Here is a 24,080-nt window from a genome sequence, read left to right as displayed (position 1 = left end):
CAATCAACCAAAGAAGACATCGCCGGCGGCAATCGTCATCATCCTGCCTGCGCCGGTATCGAGCATCAACAGGCCATTATCATCAATTCCGGCGAAGTGGCCGGAAATCGACCGGTCCGGCAGGTTCACAGTTATCTTTTCGCCAATGCCGCAGGCAACTCGGCGCCAGCGTTCGGTGATTTCGCGCACGCCACGGCCGCGATCCCATGCCTCCAGGACTTCGGCCATCGACGCAAAGAGATGGGCGAAAACCTCTTCAGGGGAAGCGGAGCTCCCTTGCTCGCGCAGGCAGGTCACCGGATAGAGCGGGTTGTCGGGCATGAATGCGACGTTGATACCGATGCCGATGACGAGCGCATGGCGTCCGTCCGGAAGGGCTTCGCCCTCGACGAGAATGCCACAAGTCTTCTTTCGTCCGATCACGATATCGTTCGGCCACTTCACTTCCAGCGGTTCGGCCGTATGCGGCAGCACATGGCGAACAGCCTGATGCACTGCGACGGCGATTGCCAGCGGCAGCGAGCCGAGGCGCTCCATGGGAGCCGGATCGATAAGAAGAAGCGAGGCATAGAGATTGCCCCGCTCCGAAACCCAGGGACGTCCCCGACGACCGCGGCCGCCGGTCTGCCTTTCCGCCGTGATCCAGATGAGACCGCGGTCCCCTGCCCGCGCACGGGCAAGGCATTCGCTGTTCGTGGACGATGTCTCCGACAGAGCCTCGTGCCTGAAATCGTCGAGCGATATCCGGCGCCGTGCCTCAGAGTTCATCAAAAGAGCGTCGCAGCTGCAAGCTCGGCCGCACCGCCAATCGGACCGCCGATAAAGACATAGGCGAGAACGAAGAGGCCGGACAGACCAAAGACAAGACGGAGCGAGCCCGAAACGCGAGCGAACTCGCCCGTGGCTTCATCGAACCACATCAGCTTGATGACGCGCAGGTAGTAGTAAGCGCCGACAACCGATGCAAGAACGCCGATGATCGCGAGAGCGTAGAGCTTGGCCTCGATCGCAGCGACAAACACGAAGTACTTGGCGAAGAAGCCTGCGAGCGGAGGAATGCCGGCCAGCGAGAACATCAGGATGGTCAGCACCGTTGCCATGAACGGATTGGTGGTCGACAGGCCAGCCAAGTCATTGACTTCCTCGACAACCGTCCCGTCCTTGCGGCGCATCGACATGATGATCGCGAAGCTGCCGAGCGTCATCACCATGTAGATGACCATGTAGAGCATGACGCCTGAAACGCCGGTCTGGTTGCCCGCGGCTAGGCCAACCAATGCGTAGCCCATGTGACCGATCGACGAATAGGCCATCAGTCGCTTGATGTTCTTCTGACCGATGGCGGCAAAGGAACCAAGCAGCATGGACGCTATCGAAATAAACACCACGACCTGCTGCCAATCCGCCAGGACCGGCTGGAAGGCGGTGATCACAATGCGGGTCATCATCGCCATCGCGGCAACTTTCGGGGCACTGGCAAGGAAAGCCGTGACCGGGGTCGGCGCACCTTCATAAACGTCCGGCGTCCACATGTGGAACGGAACTGCGGAAATCTTGAAGGCGATGCCGGCGAGGATGAACACGAGGCCGAAGACGAGGCCAAGCGAGCGGGCACCGTCGACGGTCAGAGCCTGGGCGATATCAGCGAACTGCGTGTGACCGGTGAAGCCATAAACCAGCGACATGCCGTATAGCAGCATGCCCGAGGAAAGCGCGCCGAGCACGAAGTACTTCAGGCCGGCTTCCGTGGACTTGACGCTCTCGCGATTGATCGCAGCAACGACGTAGATCGCGAGCGATTGCAGTTCAAGACCGAGGTAGAGCGAGATGAGATCGTTGGCCGAAATCATCAGCAGAATACCGAGCGTGCAGAGCACGAGCAGTACCGGAAACTCGAACTTATCGAGCTGGTTTTCCTTGGCGAGGCCGAGCGACATGAAAAGCGCCGAGATCGATCCAACCAATGCCGTGATCTTCATGAAGCGACCGAAGCCGTCCGACAGGAAGACGCCGCCATAGGCAACGCCTTCGCTGGGAACGACGATCAGCCAGAGCGCGGCAGCAGCCAGCACGATCATCGCGAGAACGCTGACCATACGGCCCGAACGCTCTCCCGAGAAGACGCCGATCATTAGCAACGCCAGCGCGCCGACAGCGAGGATCAGCTCCGGAATGGAAAGATGCAGGCTTGCGAGAATAGTTTCAGAGGTCATGTCCCAAAAGTCCCGTCATCATTTCATCGACAGCGCAACGTCCTGCGCTGCCTGGACTGCGGCCGTATAGCTATGGATCAGCTGGTCAACCGAAGCAGCGGTCACATCGAAGACCGGAGCCGGATAGACGCCGAAGAAGATGGTCAGTGCGATCAGCGGATATAGGATCAACTGTTCACGCGGAGAAAGGTCGAGCAGTGCCTTGAGCTTTTCCTTTTCCAGCGCGCCGAAGATCACCCGGCGATAGAGCCAGAGTGCATAGGCGGCGGAGAGGATAACGCCCGTTGCGGCAAAGAGCGCAACCCAAGTATTGACGCGGAAAACGCCAATCAACGTCAGAAATTCGCCGATGAAGCCCGAGGTGCCCGGCAGACCGACGTTCGCCATCGTGAAGACCATCATTGCAACGGCATATTTCGGCATGTTGTTGACCAGACCACCATAGGCCGCGATCTCGCGAGTATGGGTTCGGTCGTAAATCACGCCGACACAAAGGAAGAGAGCGCCCGACACGATGCCGTGCGACAGCATCTGGAAGATCGAGCCCTGCAGACCCTGTGCGTTGGCCGCGAAGATGCCCATCGTGACATAACCCATGTGGGCAACCGACGAGTAGGCAATCAGCTTTTTCATGTCGTCCTGCATCAGCGCCACCAGCGAGGTGTAGATAATGGCGATGACAGACAAGGCGAAGACAAGCGGTGCGAAGAACTCGGAGGCAACCGGGAACATACCGAGCGAGAAGCGGATCAGGCCGTAGCCGCCGAGCTTCAGCAGCACGCCAGCCAGGATGACCGAGCCTGCGGTCGGCGCCTGAACGTGTGCGTCGGGAAGCCAGGTGTGAACCGGCCACATCGGCATCTTGACTGCGAAGGACGCGAAGAAGGCCAGCCAGAGCCAGGTCTGCATCTGCGGCGGGAACTTGTAGGCGAGCAGTGCGGGAATATCCGTCGTACCGGCCTGCCAGTACATCGCCATGATGGCGAGCAGCATCAGAACGGAGCCGAGCAGCGTGTAGAGGAAGAACTTGTAGCTGGCGTAGACGCGATCCTTGCCACCCCAAACGCCGATAATGAGGAACATTGGAATGAGACCGGCTTCGAAGAAGACGTAGAAGAGAACGATGTCGAGCGAAACAAAGACGCCGACCATCATCACTTCCAGGATCAGGAAGGCGATCATGTAGTCCTTCAGGCGCTTCTCGATCGACAGCCAGCTCGCCAGTACGCAGAACGGCATAAGGAAGGTCGTCAGGATCACGAAGAGCATCGAGATCCCGTCAATGCCGAGGTGATAGCTGATGCCGGTGCCAAGCCAGCCATGCTTTTCGATCATCTGGAAGCCCGGGTTCGCATTGTCGAAACCGATCCAGAGGAAGAGCGAAAGGACAAACGTCACGATCGTCGTGATCAACGAGATGTTGAGCACGTTGCGGCGGCCACTCGGACCATTTTCATTCATCAGCAGCAGGAGCACCACGCCGACGAGCGGCAGGAAGGTGACCGTTGAGAGAATAGGCCAATCGGTCATCAGAAGGAACTCCCGAGCATCATCCAGGTAACAAGCGCCGCAACGCCGATCAGCATGGCGAACGCGTAGTGATAGAGGTAACCGGTCTGCAAGCGCACGACGCGGTTCGTGACATCGACGACGCGGGCAGCGACGCCATTCGGGCCGTAGGTATCGATGACGCCGACGTCACCCTTCTTCCACAGGAAGCGACCGAGCGCCTTTGCCGAGCGGACGAAGAGGAAGTCGTAGAGCTCGTCGAAATACCACTTGTTCAGGAGGAACTGGTACAGCACACGATGCTGCTGCGCGAGCACACGCGGCGTCGACGGCGACTTGATGTACATGTACCAAGCCGTGACGAAGCCAACGAGCATGGCGATGAACGGGCTGAGGCCAACCCAGGCCGGAACGTGATGGAACTCTTCGAGCAGCTCGTTATGCTGTGAGGTGAAGATCGCCCCCTTCCAGAACTCGGCATATTCCTCGCCGTAGAAGCGGCCTTCGAAGAGGACGCCGGCCAGAACCGCGCCGGCAGCGAGCAGGTAGAGCGGCACCAGCATGACCTGCGGCGACTCGTGAACGTGATGCATCACTTCGTGGGACGCACGCGGCTTGCCGAAGAAAGTCAGGAAAGCCAGACGCCAAGAATAGAAGCTCGTGAACAGGGCCGCGATGACCAGCAGCGTAAAGGCAAAGCCTGCGACCGGCGAATGCGACGCGTAAGCCGCCTCGATGATCACGTCCTTCGAGAAGAAGCCGGCAAAACCGATCGGTGTGAACGGAACACCTACGCCGGTCAGCGCCAGGGTGCCGATCGTCATCATCCAGAAGGTCACGGGGATGTGCTTACGCAGACCACCCATGTATCGCATGTCCTGCTCGCCATCGACCGCGTGGATCACCGAGCCAGCGCCAAGGAACAGCAGAGCCTTGAAGAAGGCGTGCGTGAAGAGGTGGAAGATGGCGGCGCCATAAGCACCGACGCCGAGCGCAACGAACATGTAGCCGAGCTGCGAACAGGTCGAGTAAGCGATGACGCGCTTGATGTCGTTCTGCACGAGGCCAACAGTTGCCGCGAAGAAGGCCGTGATCGCACCGATCGTCGTTACAAAGACGAGCGCATCCGGCGATAGTTCAAACAGCGGCGACATCCGGGCGACAAGGAAGACGCCCGCGGTAACCATGGTTGCAGCATGGATGAGAGCCGACACTGGCGTCGGGCCTTCCATCGCGTCTGGGAGCCAGGTGTGCAGCAGGAACTGTGCCGACTTACCCATCGCGCCCATGAAGAGCAGCAGGCAGGTGCCGGTCAGCGCATGTGCCTTGTCCAGATGCATGCCGAAGAGGTTGAGAACGATCTCGCCGCCCTCACCGCCACCTTCCGCCGGAGCAAAGCTCGCAGCATTGGCGAAGATGGTGTCGAGGTTGATCGCACCGAACAGCACGAACAGGCTCGCAATGCCAAGGATGAAGCCAAAGTCGCCGACGCGGTTAACGACGAAAGCCTTGATCGCGGCCGCATTTGCCGACGGTTTCTTGAACCAGAAGCCGATGAGCAGGTACGAAGCGAGACCAACGCCTTCCCAGCCGAAGAACATCTGGGCCAGGTTATCGGCCGTCACCAGCATCAGCATGGCGAAGGTGAAAAGCGAGAGATAGGCAAAGAAACGCGGACGATGCGGATCATGATGCATGTAGCCGATCGAATAGACGTGCACCAGGGTTGAGACCGTGTTGACGACGATCAACATGACGGAGGTGAGGGTATCGACGCGCAGCGACCAGGATACGTCGATCCCACCGGACTGGATCCAGCGCAGCACCTCGACCTTGATCGGGCCGCCTTCGTGGTGGCCCATGCCGACGGTGATGAAAACATACCACGACAGCACCGCCGCGATGATCATCAGTCCGCAGGTGACGTATTCCGATGCCTTGGCGCCGATCGCGCGGCCGAAGAGGCCGGCGATGATCGCGCCAATCAGGGGAAGAAAGACGATAGCCTTATATAAAAACATAGCCTTATCAGCCCTTCATCATATTGACGTCTTCGACGCCGATCGAGCCGCGGTTGCGGTAGAAGACGACGAGAATTGCAAGACCGATAGCCGCTTCAGCCGCAGCGACGGTCAGAATAAACAATGCGAAAACCTGGCCGACGATGTCGTTCAGGAACGACGAGAAAGCGACCATGTTGATGTTGACCGCAAGCAGAATGAGCTCGATCGACATCAGAATGACGATGATGTTCTTCCGGTTCAGGAAGATACCGAAGACGCCGAGCGTGAAGAGGATGGCGCTGACCGTCAGGTAATGGGAAAGTCCGATGACCATTGTATTTGTTCCTTAAGCTCGCGCCTGCCTCAAACGCCCTGACCCGGCTTGACCTTGACCACTTCGACGGCGGTCTCAGGGCTGCGGGCAACCTGTCGGGCGATATTCTGCCGCTTGATGTTCTGGCGATGCTTGAGCGTCAGTACGATCGCACCGATCATCGCGACGAGCAGCACCAGACCAGCGATCTGGAAGAAGTAGACGTAATTCGTATAGAGCACATCGCCGAGAGCGGCGGTGTTCGTGCGCTCAGTCAGCGGCGGGATCGGCATCGTGACCGTTTTGGCAATCTCCGGCGAGATCACGCTGCCACCGCCGACAACGATCAGCTCAGCCGCAAGGATCAACCCGATGACCGCACCGATCGGCGCGTATTCGAGAACGCCCGCGCGCAACTCCGTAAAGTCGATGTCGAGCATCATAACCACGAAGAGGAAGAGAACGGCCACGGCGCCGACGTAAACGACGAGCAGGATCATCGCCAGGAATTCGGCGCCCAGCAGCAGGAAGAGGCCAGCCGCGTTGAAGAAAACCAGGATCAGGAAGAGAACCGAATGAACCGGATTCTTCGACCAGATGACCATGAACGCCGACGCTACCGCGACAAAGGCGAAAAGATAGAAAAATAGAGCCTGCAGACCCATGTTGGTGCCTTTTTCATCTTCCCCCGGGCAGCCGGGAGTTTCCCTGCCCGATGAAGCTTCGCGCGGAACTCTCCGGCAAAACTCCGGTGCATGTTGACCGGAAGCCGCGCGAGCGGCGACACTCCGGCATTTCAATTTCGATCAACGGTACGGAGCATCCAGTGCGATGTTGCGCGCGATTTCACGCTCCCACCGGTCGCCGTTGTCGAGGAGCTTCTGCTTGTCGAAGTAGAGCTCTTCGCGTGTTTCCGTCGCAAATTCGAAATTCGGGCCTTCGACGATCGCATCGACCGGGCACGCCTCCTGGCAGAAGCCACAGTAGATGCACTTGACCATGTCGATGTCATAACGAACCGTGCGGCGCGTGCCATCGTTGCGGCGGGGGCCGGCTTCGATGGTGATCGCCTGTGCAGGACAGATAGCCTCACACAGCTTGCAGGCAATGCAGCGCTCTTCGCCGTTGGGATAACGACGCAGCGCGTGTTCGCCGCGGAAGCGCGGGCTGACCGGTCCCTTTTCGAACGGGTAATTGACCGTTGCCTTTTGCTTAAAAAAGTACCGGAAGGTCAGCCAGAACGCACCGACGAATTCCTTCAGGAACAGCGAGCTGACCGCGTTGGACAAGCCTGCCATCTTCAACCTCCAATATTGCTTGAAACGAGGGCCGGCATGATCATGCCCAACCCGTCAGCTTCAGCACGAATGCAACGATAACGACCATGGCGAGCGACAGCGGAAGGAAGACCTTCCAGCCGAGGCGCATCAGCTGGTCGTAGCGATAGCGCGGGACGAACGCCTTGACCATCGCGAACATAAAGAACACCAGGCACGACTTCAGCGTGAACCAGATAACACCGGGAACCCAGTTCAGGAACCATACGTCGACCGGCGGCAGCCAGCCTCCGAGGAACAGGATCGTCGTCAGCGAGCACATCAGAACGATGGCCGCATATTCGCCGAGCATGAACATCATGTAGAGCGAAGAGCCATATTCGACCATGAAGCCGGCGACGAGTTCCGATTCGGCTTCCGGAAGATCGAAAGGCGGGCGGTTCGTTTCAGCCAGCGCCGAAATGAAGAAGATGATGAACATCGGGAACAGCGCCAGCCAGTGCCAGTCGAGGAACGACGACGGCAGACCAAGGCGCGTACCGAGACCAGCCTGCTGGGCATGGACGATGTCCGTCAGGTTCAGCGAGCCAACGCAGAGCAAAACGGTGACGATGACGAAACCGATCGAGACTTCGTAGGACACCATCTGTGCAGCGGAGCGCAATGCACCAAGGAAGGGGTACTTCGAGTTCGAAGCCCAACCTCCCATGATGATGCCGTACACTTCAAGCGACGAGATCGCGAAGATGTAGAGGATGCCGACATTGATGTTGGCGATGACCCAGCCATCCGCCAGCGGCACGACCGCCCAGGTCGACAGTGCCAGAAGCACGGTGACGAGAGGCGCGAGCAAGAAGACTGCCTTGTTGGCACCAGCCGGGATAACCGGCTCCTTGAAGACGAACTTCAAAAGATCGGCGAAGGACTGGAAAAGGCCCCACGGACCCACCACATTCGGACCGCGGCGGAGCTGTACGGCTGCCCAGATCTTACGGTCGGCCAACAGGATGTAGGCGATGAAGACGAGCAGGCAGACCAGGAGAAGAAGCGACTGACCGACCATCAAGAGGCCGGGCAAGACATAAGTTGAAACAAACGATTCCATAGTCCCCTGCCCTTACTCTGCCGCGACTTTGAAGTTGTTGCGGGCCAATGCGGAGCACTCGGCCATCACTGCCGAAGCGCGCGCGATCGGGTTCGTCAAATAGAAGTCTTTGACCGGCGACGCAAACGCGGATTTGTTCATCTTGCCGGCTTTTTTCGCGACTGCGGCAATTTTGGCGCTGTCGCTTTCAGTGATCTCATCGAACGCTGCGAAATGCGGGAAGGCCGCATAGAGCTTCGCACGCAATTCGCTAAGCGAATCAAATGGAAGTTTCTTGCCAAGCACGTCGGAAAGCGCACGCAGAATCGCCCAGTCTTCGCGGGCGTCGCCCGGCGCGAAGCCGGCGCGATTGCCCATCTGAACGCGACCCTCGGTGTTGACCCAGGTGCCGGACTTTTCGGTGTAGGCAGCCGCCGGCAGGATGACGTCGGCATTGTGGGCACCGTTGTCGCCGTGCGAGCCGATGTAGACCGTCAGTTTTGCATTCTTGGCACCGAAATCAAGTTCGTCGGCGCCAAGCAGGAAGAGAACGTCCATCGAGGTCAGCATCTCGGCGGCGTTAACGCCCTTGGCACCTGGAACGAAGGCAAGGTCAAGACCGCCAACGCGTGATGCTGCGGTGTGCAGGACGGCAAAACCGTTCCAGCCTTCGACGACTGCGCCGACCGTGCCAGCAAGCTTTGCAGCAGTTGCGAGAACACCAGCACCGTCGGTGCGTGACAAAGCGCCTTGACCGATGAGGATCATCGGCTTCTTGGCATCCGTCAGAACCTTCGCGAACGCATGGTTGCCATCGGCGATATCCTTCAGCGTGTCCGGGCCAGCGCCGAGATATTCATAGTCATAACGCAGTTCGCCAGCTTCGCCGATCACGCCGATCGGGAAGTTGCCGCGACGCCATCGCTTGCGGATGCGAGCGTTGAGCACGGCGGCTTCGAAGCGCGGGTTGGCACCGATGATCAGCAGTGCGTCCGCCTGCTCGATGCCTTCAATCGTCGGGTTAAAGAGGTAGCTTGCGCGGCCGAGTGACGGATCAAGTGCCGTCCCATCCTGGCGACAGTCGAGGTTCTCGGAACCGAGCGACTTCACGAGCTCCGACAGCGCGTACATTTCTTCGACGGATGCGAGATCGCCGGCGATCGCACCAATCTTCTCGCCGCTGGTTGCGGCAACGGCAGCCTTGATGGCGCCGAAGGCTTCGCCCCAGGTCGCTGCCTGCAGACGGCCATCCTTGCGGACGTAGGGGCGGTCGAGACGCTGCGTCTTCAGGCCATCCCAGATGAAGCGGCTCTTGTCAGAAATCCACTCTTCATTGATCTGATCGTTGACGCGTGGCATGACGCGCATGACTTCGCGGCCACGCGTATCGACACGGATTGCGGAGCCGAGCGCGTCCATGACGTCGATCGTTTCGGTCTTGTTCAACTCCCACGGACGCGCCGTGAAGGCAAACGGCTTCGAGGTCAGCGCGCCGACCGGGCAAAGGTCAACTATGTTGCCCTGCAGCTCCGAGGTCATCGCCTGCTCGAGATAGGTTGTGATTTCGGCGTCCTCGCCGCGGCCGATCAGGCCGAGTTCGGAAATGCCGGCCACTTCAGTCGTAAAGCGAACGCAGCGCGTGCAGTGAATGCAGCGGTTCATGACCGTCTTAACGAGCGGTCCAATGTACTTGTCTTCGACGGCGCGCTTGTCTTCCTGATAGCGCGAGCTGTCGATGCCAAAGGCCATCGCTTGGTCCTGCAGGTCGCATTCGCCACCCTGGTCACAGATCGGGCAATCCAACGGATGGTTGATCAGCAGGAACTCCATCACGCCTTCACGGGCCTTCTTGACCATCGGCGTGTTGGTGAAGACCTCCGGAAGTTCGCCGTTCGGGCCGCCGCGGATGTCGCGCACACCCATGGCGCAAGATGCCTGCGGCTTCGGCGGGCCACCTTTCACCTCAACGAGGCACATGCGGCAGTTGCCGGCAACCGAAAGGCGCTCATGAAAGCAGAAGCGCGGAACTTCAGCACCGGCTTCCTCGCACGCCTGCAGCAGCGTGAAATGATCCGGAACTTCGATCTCGTTGCCGTCAATCTTCAGTTTTGCCATCGTCACTCAGTCCTGTTTCCCGTTTGCCGGATGGCGGCAAACAAACCCACTTTGCAACAGTTTCGCTGCCATGCCGGTTCTTACCCCGTTGGCATCGGTGTCGCTCAAATTCTGCGCCCATCCCGAGATCCGGGATCGGCTTTCGGCCTTTGCAGTTTCGGGCCCCTGCCCTTCACTCTTCAGCCTTGACCTTGCTCCGGCCTCTTCGGCCGAAAATTCATTTCCGCTTTCGCGCTCCAGCAACCAGTGCTTTAGCCTGGTCAACCCAGCCGTCGCGAGCAATCCGCCCGTCGAAACCGAGCTCTGCGTCGATGCGGGCCGCGTCCTCGGTCGACCAGCTGGCGATCACGGCAAAGGAGCGAATGCCCTTGGCATTCAACACCTGCTCGATCTTCGGGCCGACGCCGGAAATCTGTTTCAGATCGTCGGCCTTTCGAGCACGCGAAGCAGGCTTCGTTACCACGACAGGCTTTGCGATCGGCTCTGCTGCAACCACAGAAAGCTTGACCTTCCCTGCAACCTTGTTGGCAGGCGCAGGACGAACGTTCTCCGGCCGAACCTCGACCTGCGGCTTATGCTCATCGGGCGGCGTTTCGTCCAGAACGGCTGCAAGCTTGCTCGTTGCATCGAGCGCGCCCTGCAAGGCTCCGAAGAATGCGCCGGCCATCTGCGTGGAAAAGCCGAGACCGATCACGGTCGCCGCAGCCATTGCCGCAGCCGGGTTCACCATTACAGGCGGCACCGGGAGCGCGCGGGCGTTCTCCAGCATCTCGGCAGCAAGACGACCGAAGTCGGCCGAGAAATCAGCCACCTCTTCCTTGTCATTGCTGTCGGACGCCTTCGTCATCAGTCTTACTCTGCTGCCTCAAGAACCGCACCGTGATCCAGCGCGCTTGCCGTATACTGGTCGATGCGCGCTTCGATCTCGTGACGGAAGTTACGGATCAAACCCTGCACCGGCCATGCGGCAGCATCGCCAAGCGCACAGATGGTGTGGCCTTCGATCTGCTTTGTGACCTGGAACAGCATGTCGATCTCGCGCTTCTGGGCATTTCCCTTGGCCATGCGCTCCATCACGCGCCACATCCAGCCGGTGCCTTCGCGGCACGGCGTGCACTGGCCACAGCTCTCATGCTTGAAGAAGGCCGAGATACGGGCGATCGCCTTGATGACGTCGGTGGACTTGTCCATGACGATCGACGCGGCTGTACCGAAGGACGAACCGACGGCGCGCAGGCCGTCGAAATCCATTGGGCAATCGATGATGTCCTTGGCCGGAACGATTGGGCACGATGCGCCGCCGGGGATGACGGCAAGCAGGTTGTCCCAGCCGCCCCGGATGCCGCCGGCGTGACGATCGACGAGCTCACGGAAGGTGATCCCCATCTCCTCTTCGACCGTGCAGGGCTTGTTGACGTGACCCGACAGCATGAACAGCTTGGTGCCGACGTTGTTCGGACGGCCGATCGAGGAGAACCAGGACGCGCCGCGACGCAGGATGGTCGGCGCAACGGCGATCGACTCGACGTTGTTGACCGTCGTCGGGCAACCGTACAGGCCCATGTTGGCCGGGAACGGCGGCTTCAGGCGCGGCTGGCCCTTCTTGCCTTCAAGGCTTTCGAGCAGCGCGGTCTCTTCACCGCAGATATAGGCGCCGGCACCGTGATGGACGTAGATGTCCATCGGATAGCCGAGCTTGTTGCTCTTGCCGAGCAGGCCGTAGTCATAGCACTCGTCGATGGCAGCCTGCAGCGCTTCGCGCTCGCGGATATATTCGCCACGGACGTAGATGTAGGCGGCGTTCGCGCCCATTGCGAAGCTTGCGATCACGCAGCCTTCGATCAGCGTATGCGGATCGTGGCGCATGATATCGCGGTCTTTGCAGGTGCCCGGCTCCGACTCGTCGGCATTGACGACGAGGTAGTGCGGGCGACCATCGCTCTCCTTCGGCATGAAGGACCACTTGAGACCGGTTGGGAAGCCGGCGCCCCCACGACCACGAAGACCAGAGGCCTTCATTTCGTTGATGATCCAGTCGCGACCCTTTTCGAGGATCTGCTTGGTGCCGTCCCAGTGGCCGCGCGCCATCGCGCCCTTCAGGGACCTGTCCTTGAGGCCGTAGATGTTGGTAAAGATGCGGTCTTTATCTTGTAACATGCTTCACCCCTTACCGCGGCTTCTTACCGAAGACTTTAATGTATTCGGCTTCGCCGCCCTTGGCGAGCGCCTTGGCCTGCTTGACCCAGTCGTCGCGCTCGATGCGGCCCTTGAAATTCAGGTATCCATCGACCCATTCGCGCTCGGCCTTCTTCCATCCCGCGATCTGCGTGAAGGTGAAGATGCCGATCTCATGCAGGGTCGCTTCAATCTTCGGGCCGACGCCGGAGATCATCTTCAGATCATCCGGAGCGGCGGGTTTTTCGATGCCAGCGGGACGGTTCTTGTCGCCGAGCGAAGGCTTACCGGCATTTTGCACCAGCGCCGCGGTCGCCGGCGCTGGTTGATCTTCCACCGCTTTGACATTCTTAGCGGCAGCCTTCGGTGCCGTGACCGGCGTTTTCAGCGCTGCATTGGTTTCCGCATCGGTGCTCTTCGCGCGTGCTGCTTCCGAGGGAGGAACCGGGGCCGCGTCGACGGTTGCAGTCACGGCTTCTTGAACGGCCTTTTTGGCGGAGACCTTCTTCGCCTTCTCTTCGGTCAGCAACGTCGTGGGACCGCCTTCCGGAGACGAGAAGTGACGGTTGATCTGCGGGCCGGGAGTGACGCTCGCGCCATTGCCGGCTTCGAACGTATCGATGATCTCCTCAAGACGTTCCGGCGTCAGGTCCTCGTAAGTATCCTTGCCGATCATGACCATCGGCGCGTTGACGCAAGCCCCGAGACATTCGACCTCTTCCCACGAAAGCGTGCCCGAGGCGTTCCGCTCGAAGGGATGATGATGGATCTTGCTCTTGCAGACCGCCATCAGGCTTTCCGCGCCGCGCAGCATGCAGGGCGTCGTGCCGCATACCTGGACGTGGGCGCGCGTGCCGACCGGATTCAGTTGGAACTGCGTGTAGAAAGTCGCAACCTCGAGAACACGGATATAGGCCATATCGAGCATGTCGGCGATCCTTTCGATCGCGGCTCGCGTGACCCAACCATCCTGTTCCTGTGCTCGCATCAACAGCGGGATGACCGCGGATTGCTGACGGCCTGCGGGATATTTCTGGATCGTCTTTTCCGCCCAGGCAGCGTTCTCGTCATTGAAGGCGAACGCGGCAGGCTGGAATTGATCTTCGGCTAATCGACGAACGGACATTCTTCCTCACGCCTTGTCAGTTTATGGTCCCGCACTGCGATGCCGTCAGAGACTTCATCTCGCATGCGTAGGCCGACTGGTCTTTTTGCAAAAACACAACGAACTTGCCGCCGTTCGGAACGGCGGCCTTGATTTCATAGCCCTTGGACAAGAGCTCACCCATGGAAGCCTTGGCTGCCGGAGGCTGCACCTCGTCCTGACCCAATTTCGGGCCCATTCCACCGACTTCCTGAGCGAAGGCTCCGGAAGAAGCGAAAAGAACGAGAGCGGCGAGCGGCAACAGCTTCATCAGCGGTCTACCTCACCGAACACGATGTCGAGCGAACCGAGCACGGCCGTTACGTCAGCGAGCATGTGACCCTTGCAGAGGAAGTCCATCGCCTGCAGGTGGGCATAGCCCGGCGCACGGATCTTGCAACGGTAGGGCTTGTTGCTGCCGTCGGCGACGACGTAGACGCCGAACTCGCCCTTCGGCGCTTCGACGGCTGCGTACACTTCGCCAGCAGGAACGTGGTAGCCTTCGGTGTAAAGCTTGAAGTGGTGAATGAGCGCTTCCATGGACCGCTTCATCTCGCCGCGCTTCGGCGGAACGACCTTGCCGTCGATCGACGACACCGGACCGGTCTTGGCGCTGCCCATCAGACGCTCGACGCACTGCTTCATGATGCGAACAGACTGACGCATCTCGATCATGCGGATCAGGTAGCGGTCGTAGCAGTCGCCGTTCTTGCCGATTGGAATATCGAATTCCATATCGTTGTAGCACTCGTAGGGCTGCGAGCGACGCAGGTCCCAGGCAGCGCCAGAACCGCGAACCATCACACCCGAGAAGCCCCAGGACCATGCATCTTCCAGCGATACCACGCCGATGTCGACGTTGCGCTGCTTGAAGATGCGGTTGTCGGTCAGAAGACCTTCGATATCGTCGAGGATCTTGAGGAACGGGTCGCACCACTTGCCGATATCCTCGACCAGCTCCGGCGGGATATCCTGGTGGACGCCACCCGGACGGAAATAAGCAGAGTGCATACGGGCGCCACAGGCACGCTCGTAGAACACCATCAGCTTTTCGCGCTCTTCGAAGCCCCAGACCGGCGGTGTCATCGCGCCGACGTCCATGGCCTGCGTCGTCACGTTCATGATGTGCGACAAGATTCGGCCAATTTCGGAATACAGAACTCGAATCAGCTGACCGCGAATCGGAATTTCGAGCTTCAGCATCTTTTCGACGGCGAGCGCGAAAGCGTGTTCCTGGTTCATCGGCGCGACGTAATCGAGGCGATCGAAATAAGGAACGGCCTGAAGGTAGGTCTTCGTCTCGATCAGTTTCTCGGTGCCGCGGTGCAGCAGGCCGATATGCGGATCGACGCGCTCGATGATTTCGCCATCGAGCTCGAGCACGAGACGCAGAACACCGTGCGCGGACGGGTGTTCCGGTCCGAAGTTGATCGTAAAATTGCGAACGTTATGTTCAGTCATAGCGACGCGCTCCGCGCTAGCAATTGGCATGAGACGGCGAACAGAGAGGCTTCAAGAAATCCGAGCCTCATCTTCACTTCGCCGCCTTCTCGTCTCCCGGCAGCACGTATTCGGTGCCTTCCCAAGGGGACAGGAAGTCGAAATTGCGGAATTCCTGCTTCAGCTCGACAGGTTCGTAGACAACGCGCTTAGCATCATCGTCATAACGCACCTCGACGTAACCGGTCGTCGGGAAGTCCTTGCGTAGCGGGTGGCCTTCAAAACCATAGTCCGTCAGCAGACGGCGCAGGTCGGCGTGACCCGAGAACGGAATGCCGTACATGTCCCAAGCTTCACGCTCGAACCACTCAGCACCCTTGTAGACAGCAGTTGCCGACGGAACCGACTCACCATCGGCCACGGCGACCTTGATGCGGATGCGCAGGTTCTGCTTCGGCGACAGCAGGTGATAGACGACATCGAAACGCTTTTCGCGCTGCGGCCAGTCGACGCCGCAAATATCGATCATGCTGACGAAACCACAACGCGCATCGTCGCGCAGGAACGTCAGCAGCGCCAGAATCGTTTCCGGCGTCGCAGTTACGTTCAGCTCACCGTAGCTGATAGACGCATCGAGAAAGAGATCACCACGCATCTCACCGAGATACGAGGACAGTTCGCTCAAGGCTCCACTCATGACAGTCCTCCGCCCTTAGCGCTCGATCGTTCCGGTTCGACGGATCTTCTTCTGCAGAAGCAGCACCCCATAGAGCAGCGCTTCTGCCGTGGGGGGACAGCCCGGCACGTAGATATCGACAGGAACGACACGGTCGCAGCCACGCACGACCGAATACGAATAGTGATAGTAACCGCCGCCGTTAGCGCAGGACCCCATCGAGATCACATAGCGCGGCTCAGGCATCTGGTCGTAAACCTTGCGGAGCGCTGGCGCCATCTTGTTGGTCAGCGTGCCGGCAACGATCATGACGTCCGACTGGCGTGGCGAAGCGCGCGGAGCAACGCCGAAGCGCTCCATGTCGTAGCGAGGACCGGAGACCTGCATCAGGCCTTCGACAGCACAGCAGGCTAGACCGAACTGCATCCACATCAGCGAGCCGGTACGGGCCCAGGTGATGAGATCTCGGGTTGAGGTAACGAGAAAGCCCTTATCAGCCAACTCATCGTTGATTTCGCCGAAGAAGGCGCTGTCGCTGCCGATCGGCTTGCCCGTCGCGGGATCGATGACACCTTTCGGATGCGGCGCGACGAGCGCCTTATCGCTTGGGGCTACTCCCATTCCAGGGCTCCCTTTTTCCATTCATAGATAAAGCCGATGGTCAGCACGCCGAGGAAGACCATCATGGACCAGAAGCCAAACCAGCCAATTGCGCCGAACGAAACTGCCCACGGAAAGAGGAAGGCGACTTCGAGGTCGAAGATGATGAAGAGGATCGACACCAGATAGAAACGGATATCGAACTTCATGCGGGCGTCGTCGAATGCGTTGAAACCGCATTCGAAAGCCGAAAGCTTTTCCGCATCAGGCGCCTTGAAGGCAACGGCAAACGGCGCGATCAGAAGCGCCAGGCCGATTACAAGGGCGATACCAATGAAAATAGCGATCGGAATATAGGAACTGAGCAGTCCAGTCATCAGGTTCATCCCTGCTTGCGGGCTGCGCCAGGAAGGCGCAAGTGGGCAATTGCCCGGCAAGCGAACGTGCGTTGCAACAGAGCCGTGGTTAGCGCAGCCAGCGCCACGGCGCAAGACTTTTAGAGCACCAATTCGACTGTCGACGCGCGACATTATCAAGCAGATGCAATGATGTCGCGACAAATCCACACAAGTCGATTCAGTCTGCATGTCAGCCCGTCGGATATTGCATGGCTCGCAGCAACAGAGAACGTCCGAGCCAAGAGAGAACACCGAAATCGGCGATCGCGTTGGCAGAGAATATAACGGAGGAGAGAAGAGAATGGCGCGAGTGACGGGGCTCGAACCCGCGACCTCCGGCGTGACAGGCCGGCACTCTAACCGACTGAGCTACACCCGCGCATCGTGGACAGAATAACCGGATCAAGCGCCTTACGACACTCCATTTTGAAATGGCGCGAGTGACGGGGCTCGAACCCGCGACCTCCGGCGTGACAGGCCGGCACTCTAACCGACTGAGCTACACCCGCATTCATTTCAAGCGATCCGGAGGCTTTCGCGTCCGTGTCAAAGCAGCTTTACCGCTTCGATGAGCGGCTAACTAAGGGGTTCGCATTTGAGTGTCAAGCAGCTTTGGAGACAAAACGATGACACTCTGCGAATTGTTTCTGGAGAACGAAATTCGCTGCGCAAATTCAGCGTATTATCAGAGGAGTATTTGTCGAGCGCACATAGACAATCAATTCCCCGAGCCCTCGCCTGCACCGCCGACGGTTTTCCACAGCTCAAAAATCACCGAGACTACGGGGGGCGTGAGCGCCTCCGCTCAAAAAAATCAAAGAATCTTCACAAACACTCTTGCGGTTTGTCCGCGATCCGCATAGATCACGGCCACCGACGCGGCGGGCCGAACCGGACCGATCTCGCGAGGGCGATTAGCTCAGTTGGTAGAGCGCCTCGTTTACACCGAGGATGTCGGGAGTTCGAGTCTCTCATCGCCCACCATTTCCTCACTATCCTCATAGTTTACTGATGATGGCGACGTATTCGCGAGCCGCTTGAGCCGGTGGCGTGCACTGCGTACCTCGCTCTCGAGCAAGGAAGGAAATGCCGAGCCTGGCACATGATTCGTGCGTCACTGCGCAGAGCGCTCATTTACTTCGCCTTAATTGAGCGCGCTCAATATTGTCCTCATAAGTTGTTTGTCACAGGGAGCATGATACCCTAGGCCGCTGCCGGAAAGCCTCCAGCACAGCCTGCCAATAGTTATTAGCGGGCCATGGCCGCCGTTCATGTCACCCCCGCCTCGTCAGTGGTAGCAAGAAGTCACGTCGGAGAGAGCATCAGGTGCAGTCCAACACGCATACGAGTCTAGCCTTTCGCATTGCAACGGTCTTGCAACAACTCGGAATCGAAGGACTGCCGCGTAACTATGAGCTCATATTCGAGGCGCTGACCGGTAACAGTCCGGATCTCGCACGCGAACTCAGATCGCTCGGCCCGGTCAAGACGCAGGAGGCTCTGGATGGGATCGGACGCCGTTACCTGCCCCACCACTTCGAACGCAGCCAGCTCGAGGCGCGTTCGGGCCAGGTGCAGCAGGAACTACAGAGCATTCTCTCCCTGCTCGACGAGGAAAAGTCTGCTCTGTCGCGCTACGGAAGTGTCATCAGCCAAGCCGCCCGCGTCTTTGAGGCCAACGATGTGACAGACAAGGACGCGCTATCGCGATCGCTGCAATCGGTAAGCTCGGCAACACATACTCGCGAGGCACAAAGTGCAATGCTCGCTTCCAAGGTGATGGAGAAATCGCAGAAACTCGAGGAGGTGCAGCGCGAGGCCGCCGCGGCAAATGCTGCCAGGTTTGTCGATATGGTGACCGGCCTAGGGAACCGTAGGGTCTTCAACAAGGAACTCGCCAACGTCTATGAAAAATCGGGTCTGCCCGATCTGTGCGGGATCGCCTTTGCGGATATCGACGGCTACGAGACCATTGCGGCCATTCCAAATCTTCTTGAGCCCGTCCTCAAGAAAGTCGGCGAGTTGATCCAAGCGATGTTCGGTGAAGAGGATCTGGCTTGCCGCTTCGATCGGGGGCGCTTCGGTTTCATTTTCCGAACAGCAGATGAGACGGAGATCATGCGGCTTGTCGACAGGCTCCGTGATCGGCTGAAGGGATTGCCGGTGGTGCATCCGGTATCGGGAAAACGGGCAGCGCCGCTTTCATTCTCAATCGGGATATGTATGTCGAAGGAAGCCCGAACGGCCGACGCCCTTATCGCGTTCGCCGAAAAGGCGCTCGGCATGGCAAAAGCATCGGGCGGCGACAATGTCTCCATCCATGGCGTCGCGAATGTCTCACATGTGCCCAAGGACTGGCTGATCTATCGATAGAATCAGTTCGCAGCGATTGGGCTTTACTCCGGAAGAAGCCTAGCCAACATTGCATCGCGCTGGCTATAAGATGGTTCTCGCGGGCCGCACGGTCCAGCCACTGAAGCATCATCCGAGACATCATCATGAAAACACGCGAGGAACGGCAGGCACAAAGAGCGAGCATGCCGAGGACCCAGCTTGCCGCCCATCACATGGAGAACGCCAGATTGCTGCCGGATCGCGGCGAGTTGCTCTATCGTATCCCAAACGGCGGCATCGGTGTCGAAGTCGGAGCTGCCTTTGGGGAATACACGGCGGAGATCCTTGAAAAGAACCGACCGGCGCAGCTCTACCTGATCGATCCCTGGAGCATGGACCGCTATAGTTCGGGGCTCGATCAAATTCACAATCAGTTCAAGGACCAGATCGAGAGTGGGCAGTTGCACCTGATGCAGGGCACATCGCTCGAAAAGCTCGCCGAATTCGAAGATGACTTTCTCGACTGGGCTTACATCGATACCGATCATTCCTTCGAGCTCACCTGGCAGGAACTGCTGCTTTGCGAAAAGAAGGTCAAGCGGACGGGACGAATCGCCGGGCACGATTTCTGCACCGGCAACACGGTCAAGCCGATCGTCTACGGCGTCGTCGAAGCGGTCACTAAGTTCTGCAAGGATTACGGCTGGCAATTCGAATTCCTGACGGTCGAATCGCATGCGCACTTTTCCTACTGCCTGAAGCGCCTGTGATCCGCGTCAGGCCTTTCCTGCATATTGCTCGTCGCTGACGTGTTCCATCCAGTCAGCGGCGCTGCCGTTCAGCGCTTCGTGGATCGCAATGTGGGTCATTGCGGTATCGGGGGCGGCGCCATGCCAGTGTTTTTCACCCGGCGCGAACCAAACCGTGTCGCCGGCGCGAATCTCACGAAGGGGACCGCCTTCGCTCTGTGTCAGACCTTTTCCGGCCGTCACAACGAGAGTCTGCCCCAACGGATGCGTATGCCAGGCGGTTCGGGCGCCTGGCTCGAACGTGACGCTGACCACCCTCACCCGTGCCGGGGTTGGCGCATCCATCAATGGGTCCTGGCGGACCGACCCTGTGAAATATTCTGCCGGCGCCTTCATAGAGGGCCGCGATCCGCAAGGTTTGATCTCCATCGACGTTTCCTTTTCGTGCCTGACGATCGGTCTAAGAGGCGACCGTAAGCCAAGCGACTTTATTGTCCAAGCGGCGCGTAGCTCGATCGCAGGCCCACCTGGTCATAGCCATCGACTCTTGTCACCGAGCGGAGACAGAAACGTATCCATCGACAACCGCGGGAGGCGGCAGATCACGCCGTTCGAGCTGCCCTCTGGAAGAAATGGCGACGCTCCGGCGATGCCGCCCTATCTCCGCTACAGGCGCTTGCTCCTCGCCTGAGCGACTGCTAGGGCGAGGCATTTCATCACGCGGAGGATTTCCATGAAACAGCATTCTTTCGGCCACCTGCCCCACACCGTCACGAATATCGGCTTCGGCGCATGGCAGATCGGCGGCGCCTGGGGCGATGTCAGCGAAGCCGACGGGCGCGACGCGCTGAACGCGGCGCTCGACGCCGGCATGACCTTCATCGACACCGCCGACGTCTACGGCGACGGCCGGTCGGAAAAGATCATTGCCGACGTTCTAGAGAGCCGCGGCAGCGTACGGCCGATGGTTGCGACGAAGGCAGGTCGCCGGCTCAACCCGCATGTCGTCGATGGCTACACCAAGGCTAATCTTGAGGGCTTCATCGATCGCAGTCTGAAAAACCTGCGAGTCGACAGCCTCGATCTCGTGCAGTTGCACTGCCCTCCGACCGAGGTGCTTTATCGCCCGGAGGTCTTCGACGGTCTGAACGAGTTGCAGAAAGCCGGTAAGATCAGGGGGTACGGCGTGAGCGTGGAGAAGGTCGAGGAAGCGCTGAAGGCGATCGAGTATCCTGGTGTTGTCAGCATCCAGATCATCTACAACATCTTCCGTCAGAGACCCGACCACCTGTTTTTCCAGGAGGCACGCCGGAAAAATATCGCCGTCATCGCCCGCGTGCCGCTCGCCAGCGGCTTGTTGTCCGGCAAGATCACCCGCGAGACCAAATTCGCAAGCGACGACCACCGCAATTTCAATCGCCACGGCGAGGCCTTCGATGTCGGCGAAACCTTCGCTGGCGTTCCCTTCGAGGTCGGCCTGCAGGCTGTGGACGAAGTGCGCAAGCTCGTGCCATCGGGCGCGACGATGGCGGCCTTCGCGCTCCGCTGGATCCTGATGAGCGATGCCGTCACTGTTGTCATTCCCGGCGCACGCAACGCCGAGCAAGCGCGTGCAAACGCGGCAGCTGCAAGTCTCGCGCCGCTCTCACACGACGTAATGGACGCCACACGCGACATCTACGAACGATTGGTCGCTCCTTATGTCCACCAGCGTTGGTAGTAGGCAATAACAACAAAAGGCCGGGCATAGACCCGGCCATTCTGTTTCATGGCTCAGCGAACCTCAGTTCGTTCCGACGAGATTGACCTGGAAGAACAGAGTTTCGCCCGAGGAATCATCCACGCCATCATTGTCCGTGACGGCATAGGCCTTACCGGAGGCGTCGAAGGCGAAACCTTCGAGCTTGTCGAGGACGTAGCCGTTGGTGGCGGTCTTCAGCTCCGGAAGGAAGTCGTGGGCTTCAACCTTCTTGACGAGCCGCAGTTCGCTGCCGAGCTTCGCGGGCTTCAGCTCCGATACCGCAACCTTGTAGAGCTTCTTCAGCCTCGCTGCGTCGCCCACGAGGTTGTCGCGTTCGATGATGTAGACGCTGTCGCCATGAGTGGAAATTTCGGAAAGACCGACCCAGCCCGCTTCGGACTTGTCGAGCGGATAGCGGACGGCGCCCCACTCCTTGTTCTTCGGATTGTAGGAGACGAGTTTGACAATGCCCTTTTCATCATCCTTCCACTCACGTTGGACCGCCATCCAAAGCGTCGCATCGTCGCCTGAGCCGACGATCGTCACGCCTTCGAAGCCATAGCGGATTTCGTTCACCAAGAGCTCCTTCGGAAGCGCAATCTCTTCCTTGATCTCGCCCTTCGGGTTGACGTGATAGAGAGCGTGCGGCACCAGCTTCTCGCTGTTGCCTTCCGAGGCCAACCAGAACCAGCCCTTCTCATCGACAGCCACACCCTCGATGTCGAGCTTCTGTGCCGGCTGCCCTTCGCGTTTCACTGTCAGCGTCTCTGTGATGACGGCCGGCTTCTTGGTTGCGTCAATGGTGTAGATCGTCGGCTGCATGGCGAGAACGCTGTCGCTGACGGCAAACAGCCGGCCCGGCTTTTCCGGAACCGCGGCAAGACCGGAGAGTGCCGCAAAGCCGACCGGATTGCCGTCCTTTTCGGCCGCAACGACCTGCGGATAGGCCATCTCGCTTTTACCAAGTTCATAGACCATCACGTGGGACCGCGGGCCGCCATCCTTGCCAAGATCGACTTCGTTGGCCGTAGCGAGCAGATTGCGTGACGGTACCGCCACGCCTCCCTCAGGCGAGACACCCGACGGCAGGATCTGGACAAGTTGCGGCTCTGCACCGGTATCCTTGTAGACACCGACGACCGAAGCGCGCTCCGAAAGCAGGAAAATATATTTCTGGCCGCCGAAGGTCGCGACCTCCAGGCCTTCCGGCTCGACACCCTTGGCGGAAGAGCGCTTGTCCGGGTAGTGGCCGATATTGGCGACGGCGCGTTCGAAGGAGGCACCGGATTCATAGAGGACCTTGCCGGTCTTTTCGAAAATCGTGAAACCGCGTGAACCGCCTTGATAGTCGCCTTCGTTGGCAACGACCAAGCGATTATTGTCCAGCCACTTGACGGCGTCGGGCTCACGCAAGACGCCCTTGAGTTCACCAGTAAACTTCAGCGCGCCGTCGCGCTTGGTGTCGATGCCGGTCAGATCGACGCTGCCAGCCGAGAAGTGTGCCTTTACCGTTACGGTCGCTGCGTCGATTATGACAATCTCGTTGTTTTCCTGCAGGGTCAGGGCGATCTCGTTTTGATCATTGAACGAGACGAATTCGGGTTCCGGATCTTCGGGTGCAATGCCTGCGAGGCCGGTCAGCATGACGTGTTTGATCGAGCCGCAATCGACCGTTCCGTTCTTGACCTGGAACACCACGAGATCACCTGCCGGCATCTGCGGGATCTTGCCATCGTTGACGTCTTCGTCGCGCTCGTTCTCGATCGCGATCGCGCCGAGGGTCTTGTCCTTGTTGAGCGCGATGGAATCCGGCTGGCCACCGAGATCACAGGTGTTCTCGATCTTCTTGGTGGCAACGTCGACGATCGCGAGGCGCCCGGACGGCTTCGCCTTGCTCTCCGACGTGTTAACGGCAACCAGCGCCTTGCCGGCGGCCGAGGCCACGGACGTCGGCTCGCCGTCCATCATCAGCGCCCCACCGGCCTTCGGCGCCTTGGCGTCTGAGATATCGACAAAACCGATCGCACCGAGCGGACTGTCGCTATAGATCAGCGTCATGCCGTCGTCGGTGGCCGCGATGATTTCCGCCGAAGTGGTCGAAAGCTTGTCTTTCCCCTCGGGCAGGTTGGATGCCACCGGAAAGGTTGCGATGCGGTTGAAAACGGCTTCAGCGGCGGCCGGAAACGCGACCGTCGTCAGAAGCGCGGCAACAATTGCTGTCTTAGGAGAAAAAGCTGTCATGAAATCCCCCATGAGTTCATACAGAGGCGTTTTGCGGGACGGGCATGACAGCCGAATGACAATGGCGA

The 24,080-nt window shown here is 59.2% G+C and carries 22 protein-coding genes and 3 tRNA genes; 4 read left to right on the top strand and 21 right to left on the bottom strand.

Annotation, left to right across the window (positions count from 1 at the left end; translation table 11 throughout):
- Positions 1-3 precede the first annotated feature (3 nt).
- The 19 genes from NBG89_RS05720 to NBG89_RS05630 form a co-directional block, all read right to left on the bottom strand.
- Positions 4-768, bottom strand: coding sequence for a biotin--[acetyl-CoA-carboxylase] ligase (locus NBG89_RS05720; protein WP_431322042.1), 765 nt, complete (start codon positions 766-768; stop codon positions 4-6).
- Entirely contained in the window at positions 768-2,213 is a 1,446-nt protein-coding gene (nuoN, locus tag NBG89_RS05715; RefSeq protein ID WP_431322041.1) for an NADH-quinone oxidoreductase subunit NuoN, read from the bottom strand. Before nuoN ends, NBG89_RS05720 begins: the two co-directional genes overlap by 1 nt.
- Positions 2,214-2,231: 18 nt before the next feature.
- Positions 2,232-3,743, bottom strand: coding sequence for an NADH-quinone oxidoreductase subunit M (locus tag NBG89_RS05710; RefSeq protein ID WP_431322040.1), 1,512 nt, complete (start codon positions 3,741-3,743; stop codon positions 2,232-2,234).
- Positions 3,743-5,743 (bottom strand): NADH-quinone oxidoreductase subunit L, encoded by a 2,001-nt coding sequence (nuoL, locus tag NBG89_RS05705; RefSeq protein WP_431322039.1) that lies wholly within the window; start codon positions 5,741-5,743, stop codon positions 3,743-3,745. The genes NBG89_RS05710 and nuoL overlap by 1 nt, the downstream gene beginning before the upstream one ends.
- Positions 5,744-5,750: 7 nt before the next feature.
- Positions 5,751-6,059, bottom strand: coding sequence for an NADH-quinone oxidoreductase subunit NuoK (nuoK, locus tag NBG89_RS05700; protein ID WP_007531803.1), 309 nt, complete (start codon positions 6,057-6,059; stop codon positions 5,751-5,753).
- A 29-nt stretch (positions 6,060-6,088) separates the two neighbouring features.
- Entirely contained in the window at positions 6,089-6,703 is a 615-nt protein-coding gene (locus tag NBG89_RS05695) for an NADH-quinone oxidoreductase subunit J (RefSeq protein WP_431322038.1), read from the bottom strand.
- Between the two features lie 141 nt (positions 6,704-6,844).
- Entirely contained in the window at positions 6,845-7,336 is a 492-nt protein-coding gene (gene nuoI / locus NBG89_RS05690; protein WP_007531797.1) for an NADH-quinone oxidoreductase subunit NuoI, read from the bottom strand.
- 40 nt (positions 7,337-7,376) lie between these two features.
- Positions 7,377-8,420 (bottom strand): NADH-quinone oxidoreductase subunit NuoH, encoded by a 1,044-nt coding sequence (gene nuoH, locus NBG89_RS05685; RefSeq protein WP_028744851.1) that lies wholly within the window; start codon positions 8,418-8,420, stop codon positions 7,377-7,379.
- A 12-nt stretch (positions 8,421-8,432) separates the two neighbouring features.
- Positions 8,433-10,514, bottom strand: a complete 2,082-nt coding sequence (gene nuoG, locus NBG89_RS05680; protein WP_431322037.1) for an NADH-quinone oxidoreductase subunit NuoG — start codon at positions 10,512-10,514, stop codon at positions 8,433-8,435.
- A gap of 217 nt (positions 10,515-10,731) precedes the next feature.
- The gene (locus NBG89_RS05675; RefSeq protein ID WP_431322612.1) at positions 10,732-11,364 is read right to left on the bottom strand and encodes a 5' DNA nuclease; all 633 of its coding nucleotides are present in this window, start codon (positions 11,362-11,364) and stop codon (positions 10,732-10,734) included.
- Between the two features lie 2 nt (positions 11,365-11,366).
- Positions 11,367-12,671 carry an NADH-quinone oxidoreductase subunit NuoF gene (gene nuoF, locus NBG89_RS05670; RefSeq protein ID WP_431322036.1) on the bottom strand — a complete coding sequence of 435 codons (1,305 nt, stop codon included), beginning with the start codon at positions 12,669-12,671 and terminating at the stop codon, positions 11,367-11,369.
- Positions 12,672-12,681: 10 nt separating this feature from the next.
- Positions 12,682-13,815 (bottom strand): NADH-quinone oxidoreductase subunit E, encoded by a 1,134-nt coding sequence (locus NBG89_RS05665; RefSeq protein WP_431322035.1) that lies wholly within the window; start codon positions 13,813-13,815, stop codon positions 12,682-12,684.
- A 16-nt stretch (positions 13,816-13,831) separates the two neighbouring features.
- Positions 13,832-14,104: a hypothetical protein gene (locus NBG89_RS05660; RefSeq protein ID WP_088691827.1), complete on the bottom strand. Its 273-nt coding sequence runs from the start codon at positions 14,102-14,104 to the stop codon at positions 13,832-13,834.
- A complete protein-coding gene (locus NBG89_RS05655; protein WP_088691826.1) occupies positions 14,104-15,294 on the bottom strand; it encodes an NADH-quinone oxidoreductase subunit D in 1,191 nt (396 codons plus the stop codon). Before NBG89_RS05655 ends, NBG89_RS05660 begins: the two co-directional genes overlap by 1 nt.
- 73 nt (positions 15,295-15,367) lie before the next feature.
- Positions 15,368-15,970 (bottom strand): NADH-quinone oxidoreductase subunit C, encoded by a 603-nt coding sequence (locus tag NBG89_RS05650; protein WP_431322034.1) that lies wholly within the window; start codon positions 15,968-15,970, stop codon positions 15,368-15,370.
- 15 nt (positions 15,971-15,985) lie between these two features.
- Positions 15,986-16,570 carry a NuoB/complex I 20 kDa subunit family protein gene (locus NBG89_RS05645; protein ID WP_037063407.1) on the bottom strand — a complete coding sequence of 195 codons (585 nt, stop codon included), beginning with the start codon at positions 16,568-16,570 and terminating at the stop codon, positions 15,986-15,988.
- Entirely contained in the window at positions 16,561-16,926 is a 366-nt protein-coding gene (locus tag NBG89_RS05640; protein WP_088691875.1) for an NADH-quinone oxidoreductase subunit A, read from the bottom strand. The genes NBG89_RS05645 and NBG89_RS05640 overlap by 10 nt, the downstream gene beginning before the upstream one ends.
- Before the next feature lie 323 nt (positions 16,927-17,249).
- Positions 17,250-17,326 (bottom strand) — tRNA-Asp (locus tag NBG89_RS05635).
- A 53-nt stretch (positions 17,327-17,379) separates the two neighbouring features.
- Positions 17,380-17,456 (bottom strand) — tRNA-Asp (locus tag NBG89_RS05630).
- Positions 17,457-17,855: 399 nt separating this feature from the next.
- On the opposite strand from NBG89_RS05630, the gene NBG89_RS05625 reads away from it, so the two are divergent.
- The 3 genes from NBG89_RS05625 to NBG89_RS05615 all read left to right on the top strand — a co-directional run bounded on the left by NBG89_RS05625 (position 17,856) and on the right by NBG89_RS05615 (position 20,051).
- Positions 17,856-17,931: transfer RNA gene (locus tag NBG89_RS05625), tRNA-Val, on the top strand.
- A gap of 342 nt (positions 17,932-18,273) precedes the next feature.
- Positions 18,274-19,320 carry a GGDEF domain-containing protein gene (locus tag NBG89_RS05620; protein WP_431322033.1) on the top strand — a complete coding sequence of 349 codons (1,047 nt, stop codon included), beginning with the start codon at positions 18,274-18,276 and terminating at the stop codon, positions 19,318-19,320.
- Positions 19,321-19,445: 125 nt separating this feature from the next.
- Positions 19,446-20,051, top strand: coding sequence for a class I SAM-dependent methyltransferase (locus NBG89_RS05615; protein WP_431322032.1), 606 nt, complete (start codon positions 19,446-19,448; stop codon positions 20,049-20,051).
- Between the two features lie 6 nt (positions 20,052-20,057).
- Here NBG89_RS05615 and NBG89_RS05610 read toward each other — a convergent pair whose 3' ends face one another.
- Positions 20,058-20,459 (bottom strand): (R)-mandelonitrile lyase, encoded by a 402-nt coding sequence (locus NBG89_RS05610; RefSeq protein ID WP_431322031.1) that lies wholly within the window; start codon positions 20,457-20,459, stop codon positions 20,058-20,060.
- 304 nt (positions 20,460-20,763) lie between these two features.
- On the opposite strand from NBG89_RS05610, the gene NBG89_RS05605 reads away from it, so the two are divergent.
- Positions 20,764-21,750 (top strand): aldo/keto reductase, encoded by a 987-nt coding sequence (locus tag NBG89_RS05605; RefSeq protein WP_431322030.1) that lies wholly within the window; start codon positions 20,764-20,766, stop codon positions 21,748-21,750.
- A 63-nt stretch (positions 21,751-21,813) separates the two neighbouring features.
- On the opposite strand, the gene NBG89_RS05600 is transcribed toward NBG89_RS05605, so the two are convergent.
- Positions 21,814-24,012, bottom strand: coding sequence for an esterase-like activity of phytase family protein (locus tag NBG89_RS05600; RefSeq protein WP_431322029.1), 2,199 nt, complete (start codon positions 24,010-24,012; stop codon positions 21,814-21,816).
- Positions 24,013-24,080: the final 68 nt, after the last annotated feature.

The organism is Rhizobium sp. YTU87027 (genome assembly GCF_050644135.1).
Lineage (GTDB): Bacteria > Pseudomonadota > Alphaproteobacteria > Rhizobiales > Rhizobiaceae > Rhizobium.
This window is presented reverse-complemented; position numbering and strand designations above follow the sequence as displayed.